The sequence below is a fragment of the Alcanivorax sp. DG881 genome (genome assembly GCF_000155615.1).
GTDB lineage: Bacteria > Pseudomonadota > Gammaproteobacteria > Pseudomonadales > Alcanivoracaceae > Alcanivorax.
Genome location: NZ_DS989915.1, coordinates 2,327,350 through 2,340,226 on the forward strand (window position 1 = coordinate 2,327,350; position 12,877 = coordinate 2,340,226).

At 58.3% G+C, this 12,877-nt stretch carries 13 protein-coding genes; 7 read left to right on the plus strand and 6 right to left on the minus strand.

Going from position 1 to position 12,877, the window contains the following annotated elements; translation table 11 throughout:
- Position 1: 1 nt before the first annotated feature.
- Positions 2 to 2,419, plus strand: coding sequence for a DNA topoisomerase (ATP-hydrolyzing) subunit B (gene gyrB, locus ADG881_RS10510; protein WP_007150837.1), 2,418 nt, complete (start codon positions 2 to 4; stop codon positions 2,417 to 2,419).
- Between the two features lie 116 nt (positions 2,420 to 2,535).
- On the opposite strand, the gene ADG881_RS10515 is transcribed toward gyrB, so the two are convergent.
- The 5 genes from ADG881_RS10515 to glyQ all read right to left on the minus strand — a co-directional run bounded on the left by ADG881_RS10515 (position 2,536) and on the right by glyQ (position 7,584).
- The gene (locus ADG881_RS10515) at positions 2,536 to 2,892 is read right to left on the minus strand and encodes an H-NS family nucleoid-associated regulatory protein (protein WP_007150019.1); all 357 of its coding nucleotides are present in this window, start codon (positions 2,890 to 2,892) and stop codon (positions 2,536 to 2,538) included.
- 189 nt (positions 2,893 to 3,081) lie between these two features.
- A complete protein-coding gene (locus ADG881_RS10520; RefSeq protein ID WP_007148963.1) occupies positions 3,082 to 3,810 on the minus strand; it encodes a 1-acyl-sn-glycerol-3-phosphate acyltransferase in 729 nt (242 codons plus the stop codon).
- A 2-nt stretch (positions 3,811 to 3,812) separates the two neighbouring features.
- Positions 3,813 to 4,355 carry a D-glycero-beta-D-manno-heptose 1,7-bisphosphate 7-phosphatase gene (gene gmhB, locus ADG881_RS10525; protein ID WP_007150797.1) on the minus strand — a complete coding sequence of 181 codons (543 nt, stop codon included), beginning with the start codon at positions 4,353 to 4,355 and terminating at the stop codon, positions 3,813 to 3,815.
- A gap of 152 nt (positions 4,356 to 4,507) precedes the next feature.
- Entirely contained in the window at positions 4,508 to 6,580 is a 2,073-nt protein-coding gene (glyS, locus tag ADG881_RS10530) for a glycine--tRNA ligase subunit beta (RefSeq protein ID WP_007149971.1), read from the minus strand.
- A complete protein-coding gene (gene glyQ / locus ADG881_RS10535) occupies positions 6,580 to 7,584 on the minus strand; it encodes a glycine--tRNA ligase subunit alpha (RefSeq protein ID WP_007150609.1) in 1,005 nt (334 codons plus the stop codon). Before glyQ ends, glyS begins: the two co-directional genes overlap by 1 nt.
- 225 nt (positions 7,585 to 7,809) lie before the next feature.
- Here glyQ and ADG881_RS10540 point away from each other — a divergent pair, with 225 nt between their 5' ends.
- From ADG881_RS10540 to ADG881_RS10550, 3 genes are all read left to right on the plus strand, one after another.
- Positions 7,810 to 8,526, plus strand: coding sequence for a YafY family protein (locus tag ADG881_RS10540; RefSeq protein ID WP_007149703.1), 717 nt, complete (start codon positions 7,810 to 7,812; stop codon positions 8,524 to 8,526).
- Entirely contained in the window at positions 8,523 to 9,086 is a 564-nt protein-coding gene (locus ADG881_RS10545) for a DNA-3-methyladenine glycosylase I (protein WP_007150220.1), read from the plus strand. The genes ADG881_RS10540 and ADG881_RS10545 overlap by 4 nt, the downstream gene beginning before the upstream one ends.
- A gap of 136 nt (positions 9,087 to 9,222) precedes the next feature.
- Positions 9,223 to 9,954 carry a glutamine amidotransferase gene (locus ADG881_RS10550; RefSeq protein WP_007149567.1) on the plus strand — a complete coding sequence of 244 codons (732 nt, stop codon included), beginning with the start codon at positions 9,223 to 9,225 and terminating at the stop codon, positions 9,952 to 9,954.
- A 202-nt stretch (positions 9,955 to 10,156) separates the two neighbouring features.
- Here the strand turns inward: ADG881_RS10550 and ADG881_RS10555 are convergent, their stop codons facing one another.
- Entirely contained in the window at positions 10,157 to 10,867 is a 711-nt protein-coding gene (locus ADG881_RS10555; protein WP_156790390.1) for a DUF4197 domain-containing protein, read from the minus strand.
- A gap of 231 nt (positions 10,868 to 11,098) precedes the next feature.
- Here ADG881_RS10555 and ADG881_RS10560 point away from each other — a divergent pair, with 231 nt between their 5' ends.
- The 3 genes from ADG881_RS10560 to ADG881_RS10570 all read left to right on the plus strand — a co-directional run bounded on the left by ADG881_RS10560 (position 11,099) and on the right by ADG881_RS10570 (position 12,877).
- Positions 11,099 to 11,728: a DapH/DapD/GlmU-related protein gene (locus tag ADG881_RS10560; RefSeq protein ID WP_007148370.1), complete on the plus strand. Its 630-nt coding sequence runs from the start codon at positions 11,099 to 11,101 to the stop codon at positions 11,726 to 11,728.
- A 105-nt stretch (positions 11,729 to 11,833) separates the two neighbouring features.
- Positions 11,834 to 12,106 carry a YiaA/YiaB family inner membrane protein gene (locus ADG881_RS10565; RefSeq protein WP_007149258.1) on the plus strand — a complete coding sequence of 91 codons (273 nt, stop codon included), beginning with the start codon at positions 11,834 to 11,836 and terminating at the stop codon, positions 12,104 to 12,106.
- Between the two features lie 72 nt (positions 12,107 to 12,178).
- Complete coding sequence (locus ADG881_RS10570) at positions 12,179 to 12,877, plus strand: PspA/IM30 family protein (RefSeq protein WP_007148575.1); 699 nt, start codon at positions 12,179 to 12,181, stop codon at positions 12,875 to 12,877.

Genomic DNA, 12,877 nt, shown 5'->3' on the forward strand with positions numbered 1-12,877 from the left:
CATGGCGGAGAAAAATTACGATTCATCCAGCATCAAGGTGCTGAAAGGATTGGATGCCGTACGTAAACGTCCCGGCATGTATATCGGTGATACAGATGATGGCACGGGCCTGCATCATATGGTGTTTGAGGTCGTGGATAACTCCATCGATGAAGCGCTTGCCGGGTTTTGCTCCGAGATCAAAGTGGTTATCCACCCGGATGAATCCATGTCCATCCAGGATAATGGCCGTGGTATTCCTACCGAGCTGCACGAAGAAGAAGGCGTGAGCGCTGCCGAAGTGATCATGACGGTGCTGCACGCCGGCGGTAAGTTCGACGACAACACCTACAAGGTGTCCGGTGGCCTGCACGGTGTGGGCGTGTCGGTGGTGAACGCCCTGTCGGAAGAATTGAAGCTGACAATTCGCCGTAATGGTCAGGTTCACGAGCAGATTTATCACCACGGTGTGCCCGCCAACCCCCTGGAAGTGGTGGGAACGACGGATTCCAGCGGTACCGCTGTGCATTTCCGCCCTTCCCCGGAAACCTTCAGCAATATCAAGTTCCACTACGATATCCTCGCCAAGCGGCTGCGTGAGCTGAGCTTTCTGAACTCCGGGGTGCGTATCCACCTGATGGATGAGCGCAGCGGCGATGAAGATGTGTTCGAGTATGAGGGCGGGCTGAGTGCTTTTGTCAGCTACCTGAATACCAACAAAACCGCCCTCAACCAGGTCTTCCACTTCAATTTTGAGCGGGAGGAAGACGGTATTGCGGTGGAAGTGGCCATGCAGTGGAATGATTCCTATCAGGAAAACATTTTCTGCTTTACCAACAATATTCCCCAGCGCGATGGCGGCACGCACCTGGCCGGTTTCCGGGCGGCGCTGACCCGTACCCTGAACAGCTATATGGACAAGGAAGGCTTCCTGAAAAAGGAAAAAGCCAACCCGTCGGGGGATGATGCACGGGAAGGCCTGACGGCGGTGATTTCGGTGAAAGTACCGGATCCCAAGTTTTCCAGCCAGACCAAGGACAAGCTGGTCTCCTCCGAGGTGAAAAGTGCGGTGGAGCAGACCATGGGCGATCTTTTCCAGGATTACCTGCTGGAAAACCCGGGCGAAGCGCGCAGTATTGTACAAAAAATCATCGATGCGGCCCGCGCCCGCGATGCCGCCCGTAAAGCCCGTGAAATGACGCGGCGCAAAGGGGCCCTGGATATCGCTGGCCTGCCCGGAAAGCTGGCGGACTGCCAGCAGAAAGACCCGGCGCTCTCCGAACTCTATATTGTGGAGGGTGATTCTGCGGGGGGCTCGGCCAAACAGGGTCGGGATCGCAAGAATCAGGCGATTCTGCCGCTCAAGGGTAAAATTCTGAACGTGGAAAAAGCCCGTTTCGACAAGATGTTGTCTTCTCAGGAAGTGGGCACCCTGATCACCGCGCTGGGCTGTGGCATTGGCCGCGACGAATACAATATCGACAAACTGCGTTATCACCGCATCATCATCATGACCGATGCGGACGTGGATGGTTCGCACATCCGCACCCTGCTGCTCACCTTCTTCTTCCGTCAGCTGCCGGAGCTGATTGAGCGTGGTTACATCTACATTGCCCAGCCGCCGCTCTACAAGGTGAAAAAGGGCAAGCAGGAAACCTATCTGAAAGACGATCCGGCCATGGAGGAATACCTCACTACTCTGGCGCTGGACAAAACCGGCCTGTACCCGGGTGATGATGCGCCACCGATCAGTGGTGAGCCGCTGGCCAAGTTGATCGCCGAGTACCGCGGTGTCATGAAGATTGTCGACCGTCAGTCCCGGGTCTTCCCGGAAGAAGTGCTGGAGCAGATGATCTACATGCCGTCACTCAATGAAGCCTCGCTGAAAGACGAAGCCGCCATGGCGCAGTGGTGCGAGACTCTGGGCAAGCGCGTGGATGCCATCACCGATGCGACCCAGGCGTTTACGATTACCGCCCAGCGTGATGAAGAGCGAGGCCTGTACTTGCCACGTGTGCAAGTACTCGCTCACGGTGTACCCCGCGAATATCGTGTCACTCTGGATTTTCTGCAGTCCCCGGACTATCAGAAGATCAAGGCCTTGGGGGAAACCCTGGAAGGCTTGCTGGCAGAGGATGCCTACATCCAGCGTGGTGAGTCGCAGCGGCCTATTCGCCACTTTGCCGAAGCCCTGGACTGGCTGATGGTGCAGGCGCGCCGTGGTACCAGTTTCCAGCGTTATAAGGGGCTGGGTGAGATGAACGCGGACCAGCTGTGGGAAACCACCATGGACCCGGAAAGCCGCCGTATGCTGCAGGTAACCATCGAAGATGCCATCGCGGCAGACCAGATCTTTACCTGCCTGATGGGCGACGACGTGGACCCACGCCGCCAGTTCATCGAGTCCAATGCGCTGCAGGTATCCAACCTGGATGTCTGAACGCCAGATGTCGAGTGCCTGACGCCGGATGTTAAAACAAAAAAAGCGAACCCATTGGGTTCGCTTTTTTATTTGCTTCTAGCGTTGAGCTTCAGGCTCTAGGCGTTTGGCGTAAATTACACCAAAAAATCGTCCAGATTGGCGCCTTTGCTCAGGGCATCCTGCAACCACAGCGGGCGTTTGCCGCGGCCGGTCCAGGTGTTGCTGCTGTTGTTCGGGTCGCGGAACTTTACTTTGGCCGGACGGCGAACACCGGTTTTTTTCTTGGCGGCTTTTTTGCGTGTGGTTTTCTTCTTGTCGGCAGCATTTTTCAGCAGGTCCTGGGGATCGACACCCAGATCCTTGGCCATTTTTTCCAGTACTGCCTGGGCATTTTTCAATTCGGCCTTACGCTTTTTGTCGAGCGCAGACTCTGCCTGCTTGATCAGTTTTTCCAGCTCGTCGACAGACAGTTCGTCAAGATTGATGCTCATTAAGGTGCCCTTGTTTTAGGTCATTGAATAACGGCAAAGACTGTAATTATTTTAATGAGCATTGGCAATATAGAGGCTTAAACACAGAGCGGAAAATAAAAAATACGGTGGCAAAGAATAATATTTTCACCGCGGTGATTATAAAATCACCGCCTTCCTGCCATTTTTGTGGATAACACGCACCGGCTGTTAACCGGGGTAATGCTCCATAATCCACTGTTGGGCTTCAGCGCTGACTTGCTTGGCTTTTTTATTGTGCGTGTCGATGGGAGGGCTGATACGCAGTGTGATCGTGCCGGGGTAACGCACCCAGGTTTTGCGGGGCCAGCAATCACCACTGTTATGGGTTAGCGCAATGACAGGCACCCCGGCCTGCGTAGCCAGCATGCTGCCACCGTGGTTGAACTTGCCATGGGTACCTGGGGCTTGTCGGGAGCCTTCCGGGAAAATCACCACACGCAGTCCACGTTTGAGACGCTGCTTACCCTGGGACAGCACCGATTTTAACGCGGCCTTGCCATCGCTGCGGTTAATACGAATGGGATTAAGCAGTGCCAGCCCCCAGCCAAAGAATGGTATCCACAGCAGTTCCCGTTTCAGCACCGTGGCCTGCGGGCTGATCAGTACCTGCAGGTAAAAGGTTTCCCAGCTGCTTTGGTGGTTGGCCAGAATAACGCAGGGATCGTCCGTCAGATGTTCCTGCCCTTCTATCTTCACGGTGATGCGATTCAGGTGCTGGTCCAGCCACATGGCAAAACGGGTCCACAGGTTGATAAACCGGTGGCGGGCGTGAAGTGGCAGGAAGGGGCCAATCAGGACACAGAGGAAACTGTGGAAAATACCGGCAAGGTTGTACAGCACGAAAAACAGCGCGCTGCGGACCTTGATCGACAGCGACGGTGGCGCGTGCTGGGTCATGCCTAATCCTTCAAGGTGTGATCAACAAAGTCAGCCAGTGAGTCGTAAATGGCAACCGGGCCCAGGGATTCAGGCAGACCTTTTTCCAGGGTCTGGTTCCCTTTGCCGGTTCGCACCAGTACCGGTGTGCAATGGCGAGCGACTCCCGCTTCAAGATCCCTAAGGCTATCACCAATCAGGGGGGCACCGGTGACATCGCCATACTCGGTAACAATCTGGTCGATCAGGCCTGGCAGCGGCTTGCGACAATCACAGCCGTCATCGGGCCCGTGGGGACAATAGACGATCTTGCCCAGTGCACCGCCCTGCTCCGCCACCAACTCACGCAGGCGCGCGTGCATGGCATCCAGGGTGGCCACATCATAATAGCCACGGCCAATGCCGGACTGGTTGGTCGCCACCGTGACGGTATACCCCGCCTTGCTCAACCGGGCGATGGCCTCGATGCTGCCGGGGATGGGAATCCACTCGTCCACGGTCTTGATGTAGGCATCGGAGTCCTCGTTGATGACCCCGTCGCGATCCAGAATGATGAGTTTGTTCATGGATGAAGATCCCTTTCTTTACCGTAGGAGCGTCGCTGGCGGCGCGATGCCAAACGTTAGGTTAGCGACGCTACGGTGATATACACAAAGGCCGCTGATTAAGCGGCCTTTGATTTAGCGTGTTGCATGAAGCGTCGGGCGTGTTGCGTCTCTTATTCCTGCAACAAACTGATATCCGCCACGTTCAGGAACAGGTCACGCAGGAATGCCAGCAGCGCCAGTCGGTTATTGCGCACCGCTTCATCCTCCGCCATCACCATGACGGTATCAAAGAAGGCATCCACCGGCTCGCGCAGGTCTGCCAGCATTTCCAGCACGCTGGCGTAGTCGCCGGCTTCCAGCAGTTCATAGGACTGTTCGAACGCGGCCACTACCATGTTGGTGAGCGTTTGTTCAGCCTCGTCTTCCAGCAGGGCGCCGTCAATTTCTTCCGGCGGTGCGCTGTCCAGCTTGGCGAGAATATTGGATACCCGCTTGTTGGCGGCAGCCAGCGCCTGGGCTTCTTCGCGTTGCTGGAAGGCGGCCACGGCTTTTACTCGACGGTCGAAATCCAGTGGTTTGCGACAGGCCTCGTCGATGGCCAGCACCGAGAGAATCACCGGTGTGGCAATGCCCTGTTCCTGGTAGATGGCGCGATAGCGACCCTTGATAAAGTCGAAGGCGTCTTCCACCTGATTGGCATCGATGCGCTCGCCCAGTTGGGCGGCGGCCTGGTCCAGCAGTTCACGCAGATCCAGGGCCAGTTCATTTTCAATAATGATGCGCAGCACGCCGAGGGTGGCGCGACGCAGCGCGTAGGGGTCCTTGGTACCGCTGGGTTTCTGGCCGATACCGAAGATGCCCACCAGGGTATCGATCTTGTCGGCCAGGGAAACCGCCATGCCGGTTTTGCTCTGCGGCAAGGTGTCGCCGGCAAAGCGCGGCAGGTATTGCTCGTACAGGGCCTTGGCCACGTCGTCTGGCTGGCCTTCGCGCTGGGCCAGGTAGAAGCCCATGATGCCCTGCATGGTGTCGAACTCGCCGACCATTTCGCTGTTCAGATCGGCCTTGCTCAGTTCGCCGGCCAGCTTGGCGTTGTCTGCGTTACCACCGATTTGCCCGGCAATCACGGCGGCCAGGCTGCCGATGCGTTGGCACTTGTCGGCCACGGTGCCCAGCTGTTGCTGAAATACCACATTGGCCAGCCCTTCGGCGTGCTGGGCCAGGGTGCGTTTGCAATCGTTGTCGTAGAAGAAAGCGGCATCGGCCAGGCGTGGGCGAATCACTTTCTCGTTGCCGTGGATCACCTGTTGGGGATCCTTGGACTGGATATTGCTGATGGTAATAAAGCGCGGCATCAGCTTGCCGTCAGCATCCAGCACCGAGAAGTATTTTTGGTGCTCTTCCATGGCACTGATCAACGCTTCCTGGGGAACCCGGAGGAAGTCGTCATCGAAGCTGCCCATTAGCGCTTCGGGCCATTCCACCAGAGCGGTGACTTCGTTGAGCAGGTCCGGGTCGATCTGGGCGACACCGCCTGCTTTTTTACCAGCCGCCAGGGTCTGCTCTTCGATCATGGCTTTACGGCGATCAAAGTCAGCGAGGACGTGGCCGTCTTGTTCGATGCGCTGGGCATACTCGCCAGCGGTCGCCAGGTCGATAGCGCCCGGAGCATGGAAACGGTGGCCATAGCTGGTGCGGCCGGATTGCAGATCCAGCAACTCGAAGGGAATCACCTCGTCACCAAACAGCGCCACCAGCCAGTGGGCCGGGCGCACAAACTGCACCTTGCGCTTGCCCCAGCGCATACGCTTGGGGATTGGCAGTTTCTGGATGGCCTGGGTGAAAAAGGCCGGAACCAGTTCGGCGGCGCTTTTCCCCTTCTCGGTAATCTGCGCCACCAGGCGCTCGCCCTTGCCGGTGTCCTGACGGCCCAGCTGGTCCACGGTGAGGCCCAGTGAAGCGGCAAAACCCTGGGCGGCCTTGGTCGGGTTGCGGTCGCTGTCGAAGGCTGCCTGCACGGCGGGGCCCTGGCGCTCGATATCGCGATCGGCCTGTTTCTCGTCCAGGTCGCGCACCAGCAGGGCCAGACGGCGAGGGGCGGCAAAGCGTTCCACGTTACCGTGGTTGAGGCCGGCCTCATCCAGTTGGCGAACAAATTCGTCGGTGAGCGCGGCACTCAGTGATGCCAGCGCTTTCGGGGGCAGCTCTTCGGTGCCCAGTTCAATCAGCAAATCCCGGGACATTATTGCTTCCCCTTTTTCTTTTGGCCGTCTTTCTGGGCCTGCTTGGCGGCCTTGTCATCCTGCTTTTGCAGCTCTGCCATCACTTCTTCACGAATGGTGTCATCCGCCATGGGGAAGCCCAGTGAACGGCGCTTGTCGAAATAGGCCTGGGCCACGGCCCGGGCCAGGGTGCGCACACGCAAAATAAAGCGCTGCCGTTCGGTGACCGAAATGGCCTTGCGGGCATCCAGCAGGTTAAAGGTGTGGGAGGCTTTCAGGACGTATTCGTAGGCAGGCAATGGCAGGCCCGCTGCGATCAGCTTGGTGGACTCGCCCTCGAACAAATCGAACTGCTTGAACAGCTCATCCACATTGGCGTGTTCAAAGTTGAAGGTGGACATCTCCACTTCGTTTTGCAGGAACACATCGCCGTAGCTGACCTTGCCGAAGGGGCCGTCGGACCACACCAGGTCGTAGACCGAATCCACGCCCTGGATGTACATGGCCAGGCGCTCCAGGCCGTAGGTGATTTCCCCGGTGACCGGATAGCAGTCGATGCCGCCCACCTGCTGGAAATAGGTGAACTGGGTGACTTCCATGCCGTTGAGCCAGACTTCCCAGCCCAGGCCCCAGGCGCCCAGCGTGGGCGATTCCCAGTTGTCTTCCACAAAGCGGATATCGTGCACCAGCGGATCAAAGCCGAGCATACGCAGCGACCCCAGATACAGCTCCTGGATATTGTCCGGCGATGGCTTCAATACCACCTGGAACTGGTAATAGTGCTGCAGCCGGTTGGGGTTTTCCCCGTAGCGGCCATCGGTGGGCCGGCGAGACGGCTGCACATAGGCACTGTTCCAGTTTTCCGGGCCGATGGCGCGCAGAAAGGTGGAGGGGTGAAAGGTGCCCGCGCCCACTTCCATATCCAGTGGCTGCACAACGACACAGCCCTGCTCCGCCCAGTATTGTTGCAGGGCCAGAATCAGGCCCTGAAAAGTCAAAATATCCGTTTGCGGTTGTTCCGCCATGGTGAATCCTGTTATTCGGTAATGGTGTTCCGGTACCTGATAATGACAATTTATCGCGAGGGATTGCCGCGAAAGGCGCCAAGTATACCGGCCCCGCCCGGTCGGTGATACCGGTGGCGGCCCCGGCAGGATACTGACAGCACGGTGTCAGTAGCTTGGCGCTAGAATGCGGATCGGGAACGGCGGAAGATAAGTGCCGCGTCAGGTTAACTACAGGGAAGGATCATGCGTCGAGCAGAGCGCCTGTTTCAGATCGTGCAGGTCATCGGGGCCAGCCAGTGGACCACCGCCCAGGCGCTGGCCGAGCGGCTGCAGGTGTCCGAGCGCACCATTTACCGGGATGTGGACCATTTGTCGGCCAGCGGCGTGCCGCTGTATTCCCAGGCGGGAAAAGGCTACGCCCTGCTGGAAGGCTATCAGCTGCCGCCGTTGATGTTCAGCGTGGAAGAATGGCAGGCCCTGCTGACCGGTCTGTCCATGGCCCAGGGCTGGGCCGGTCAACGCCAGGCCGAGGCCCTGCGTGCGGTGCAGGAAAAGCTGGCCATGGCGGTGCCCAGCCACCTGCGCGCGCTGGCCTCACCAGTGTCAGCCCCGGCCTTGCCGGAACGGCGCATGCTCGGGGCGTTGCTGGATCCGCTACAGCGGGCCATTCGCGAACGCAGCAAGGTGCGGGTGCATTATCGTGACGTTCAGGAGCAGTTCAGCAAACGGATCATCTGGCCGTTGGGGCTGTATTTCTGGGGCCACTGCTGGACGCTGGTGGGCTGGTGTGAATTGCGCAAAGCGTTTCGCCATTTCCGGGTGGACCGTATCGTGATTCTGCAGACCCTGGGGGATCGTTATCCTCATCTGCCCGGCCACACCCTGGCCGATTATGAAGCCGCCATGGATGCGCGGTGTACCGATCCACAGTCCACCGTCGAGGAGAAAACACCATCATGAACGACCGTTGCCCCTGGTGCGGGGATGATCCGCTCTACCAGCACTACCACGACCACGAGTGGGGCGTGCCGGACCATGACGACCGGAGCCTGTTCGAGTGCCTGAATCTGGAGGGCGCCCAGGCCGGATTGAGCTGGATTACGGTGCTGCGTAAACGGGAACATTACCGGCAGGTGTTCGATGGCTTCGATGCCGAGAAGGTGGCGCGTTATGACGAGGCCAAGGTGGCCGCGTTACTGGCCGACCCGGGGATTATCCGCAACCGCCTGAAAGTGGCGGCGACCATCGGCAACGCCCAGGCGTACCTGACCCTGCGTGATGAGGGCCTGACCTTGAGTGATTTCCTCTGGGATTTTGTCGACGGCAGCCCGCAGATCAACCACTTCCGCAGCCTCAAGGAGGTACCGGCCACCACCCCGGTGGCCGAGGCCATGAGCAAGGCCCTGAAAAAACGCGGCTTCAAATTTGTCGGACCCACCATCGTCTATGCTTTCATGCAGGCCACCGGCATGGTCAACGACCACCTTACCAGCTGCCCGCGGTATCGGGATCTCATGTAGCGGCTAAACCTGTTTCTGCGGGAGGCTGCTGCCCGAGCTGTTTCGAAGCCGCTGTAGACTCTCCTACAACTGAGGTTCATAGCTTCTGAAAAGTTGGTACACCCCTTGCTGAGGTTGTCCTCACAAGGAGAGTGTTATGAACAATCACAAGCCGATAGCCATTATTCAAACCGGACACACCTACCCGCAAATTCGCGAGCATTACGGTGATTTCGATGACTGGATTGCCCAGGGACTGGGCCTGTCATTGCCGGTCATAAAGGTGGATGCCACCGATGAGCGTCCGCTGCCTGCTCCGGCATCGCTGGCGGGGGTGGTGATTACTGGCTCCCATGCCATGGTGACTGAAGCACAGCCGTGGATGCGGCAGCTGGCGCACTGGCTGTTTGCCACGCTACACAGCACCCCGCAGTTACCCGTGCTGGGTCTGTGTTTTGGCCACCAGTTGCTGGCCCAGGCCCTGGGCGGAGAGGTTGCGGATAATCCGCTGGGGATGGAAATGGGCACGGTGCCGTTACGGTTCACCCCGGCGGGGTATCAGGATCCGTTGCTGGGCGCCATGGTGGGTCACCCGTGGGCGCAAGTGGTGCATAAACAGTCAGTGCTTACTTCGCCGCCAGGCTGCACCGTGCTGGCCAGTAACGTGCATGATGCCTGTCAGGCCTTCCGCTATGGCGAGCGGGCATGGGGGGTGCAGTTCCACCCGGAATTCAGTGCCGATGTGATGCGCGCCTACCTGCAGGCCTTGAGTGGCGACAGCCTGAGCCAGCAGCAGGTGGATGCGCATCTGCAGGAGGTACGTGAATGCCACGATGCCAGCGCCATCCTCGCGCGCTTCGCCCAGCTCACCCTGGCGCAGGTGGCGTAGGGATAACCGGGGTACGAGTCACGAGGAGCGAGAAGCGAAAACCTGGCTGTCCCGGCTTTCGGGTTTTGACTTTCGAAACTCGCTGCTCGCAACTCGATACTGTCTTGATCGCGCCACCAGCGACGTTATTCGCTACGCTCACCCTATGGGCCGACCTTCGGTCGTTGCTCCGCTGCGCTACGCTCCTGCCGAAAACCCTGTTTTACCCGCCCTGGCCTGAACCGAACACCGCGCCGATCAGCGCACTACCCTGCTGCATGGGGTTCTGGCGAATCAGGGTTTCCTGCTGGCCGATGCGGGTATAGAGCTGGTCCATGCTGTTGTCGATGACGTAACTTTCCAGGTCCAGATTGGGCTTGTTAGTAAGCGGTAACTTATCGTAGGCGCCAAGCAATGTCTGATACTGGTCGTAGAATCCGGTCTTGCGCAGGTTCTCTTCCACAATCGGCTGGAAGCGCTGACGCAGGCTGTTTTCGGTCTCTCCGCGGAAATACTGGGTCGCCGCCGTATCGCCCCCCTGAATGATCCCCAGGGCGTCATCCACACTCATGGCATTGATGGCGTTCTTGAATACCGGTGCGCCGGAGGCCACCGCCTTTTCTGCCCCGCGATTCATGGCCGTTTCCAACTGATCCACGTAACTGCCAAGGCCAAATTTACGCAACGTATCGGTCACCGGATCGGCAGCCTTGGGGAGCTTCAGGTTCATGGCCCCTTCCTGCGACAGCTGGTTGGCGGCCACATCCGTTCCCTTGATCAGGGCTTCCTTAATACCGGCGGCCAGCTTTTCATCGGTGTTGTAACCGGCATTCTTGGCCATCTGATTACCCATGTTGATCCAGGGCATGGCCGATTCCATGTGCTGACAGCCTGCCAGCGCCAGGCCCAGAGCAAGAGGAAGTAGTTTCTTCACGGTGTTCTCCTTGTTGTTGCCGGGCATGCTACTGCATGGGCGGAGGCGGCTAAACACTTCATTGAGTGGAAAGTTTAAAGTTCAAAGTTTAAACGCGGACAAGGCCTTATCGTCGATAAAACGATTTTCACCGCGGTTAGGGTATCAGCGGTTGCGCGGGCACGGGCTTTCAGGGCCCAATGACCTGACTCGCGCTTTTCAACTTTAAACGTTCAACTCGCTCCTGCTTTTATGACCGACGACGATTACCGCCAACAGCACAAACAGCGCCTTGCCTACATGCCCTGGCTGTACGGGCGATTGAAGCCAAAGCACCGGGCCTGGGCTGAACCCTGGCAACAGGGGATCCAGCAACGGTTGATGGCGTTGGAGACAGTCCACCTTGGTGAAAATTGCTTTGTGGCGCCCCAGGCGGCTCTGTTCGCCGAGCCGGGTCGCGATATTATCGTGGGAGATGACTGCCTGATCGCTGCTGATTGCGTCATTCACGGCCCTGTTCGACTGGGTCAGCGTGTCAGCCTCAACCACCATGTGAGCCTGGAAGGAGGCGCGGCGGGTATCGACATTGGTGATGACACCCGCATTGCCGCCTATTGCACCCTCTTTGCTTTCAATCATGGCATGGATGCGGACCGGCGGGTGCGCGAGCAGCCTGTGAGTTCCCGGGGGATTCGCATTGGCAGTGACGTCTGGATCGGCGCCCGTGCGGGCATCGTTGATGGCGTTACCCTGGGGGACCATGCCGTGGTGGGCATGGGGGCGGTGGTTACCCGTGATGTGCCGCCCTGGACCATCGTTGCCGGCAACCCCGCCCGCCCGATTGGCCGTCGTCCGGGCGCCCCGCCACTGCCATCTTCTTGAACACCTTGTGTCATACCCGGTAACAGTCGCTTTATTGAACGGTGTTTAGTTGTTGTGGTTAATTGAACGCCGTTAAACAAACAATAACGACTGAGAGGAAAACCCATGGACGAGAGCGCGATTCAGAGACATTCCGGTGGCTGGTTGTTTTATGTCAAAGCCGCTTTTGGCATCAGCCTGGGCCTGATGATTCTGGGCATTGTGTGGTTGCCCACGGACCTGTGGATCAAGGGGTACCTGGTGATGGGCAGCATGTTTGTGGTGGGTTCCACCATCACCCTGGCAAAAACCCTGCGTGATGATCACGAGGCACGCCGACTGGTTAACCGGATCAGTGAAGCCAAGACCGAACGGTTGCTCAAGGAATATACGGAATAGAACGCTGGATGCCTGATGCCGGATGCCAGACAAGGCAAAACCACAGGCCCAATGAACAAAGGGAGAACGACAATGGGTACAGCCTGGAACAAACTGAAAACGGTGATGCGTGGCCAGGCCCGCGTCAGCATGGAACGGCTTGTCGACGCTAACGACATGCTGTTGCTGGATCAGCAATTATACGAAACCGAACATGCGCTACGGGATGCACGCCGCCAGCTGGCGCGCTTGAAAGCGGAACAGAAACGAAACCGTGAGCGAAGCGAACAGTTAACGCGCCAGCAAGAACACTACGAAGCGGGTGCCCGGCAGGCAATGGCCCATGAGGAAGAGGGCCTGGCACTGGACATTGGTCAGCGGTTGGCAGAATTGGAAGCACAGCACGCTCGCCTGGAACAACAAGGGGTGTCACTGGGCCAACAGGAAAATGAATTCCAGCGCTTTATTCAACAGGCCGCAGAGCAGCTGAGAAGCTTGCGCCATGAACAGTCCATGGCCCGTACCCAGGAAGCCTTGTTCGGTCAGGCTGAGGCGCGCCAGCAACAGGGGCGGGGTTTGGCACAACGTCTGACCGACAGCCAGCAGACATTGCTACAGATTCAACAACGGCAGGAAGAATGCCGGTGGTTGTGGCAAAGTGAGATCCATTGTCGCGATCAGCCCGGCTCATTCCCGGGTGACAGCCTGGACCAGCGCATGGCAGAAGCCGGTATCGGTGACAGCCGCAGTGAGCGGGCCAAGGAGATTCTGCAACGCCTGAGCCGGGAATAA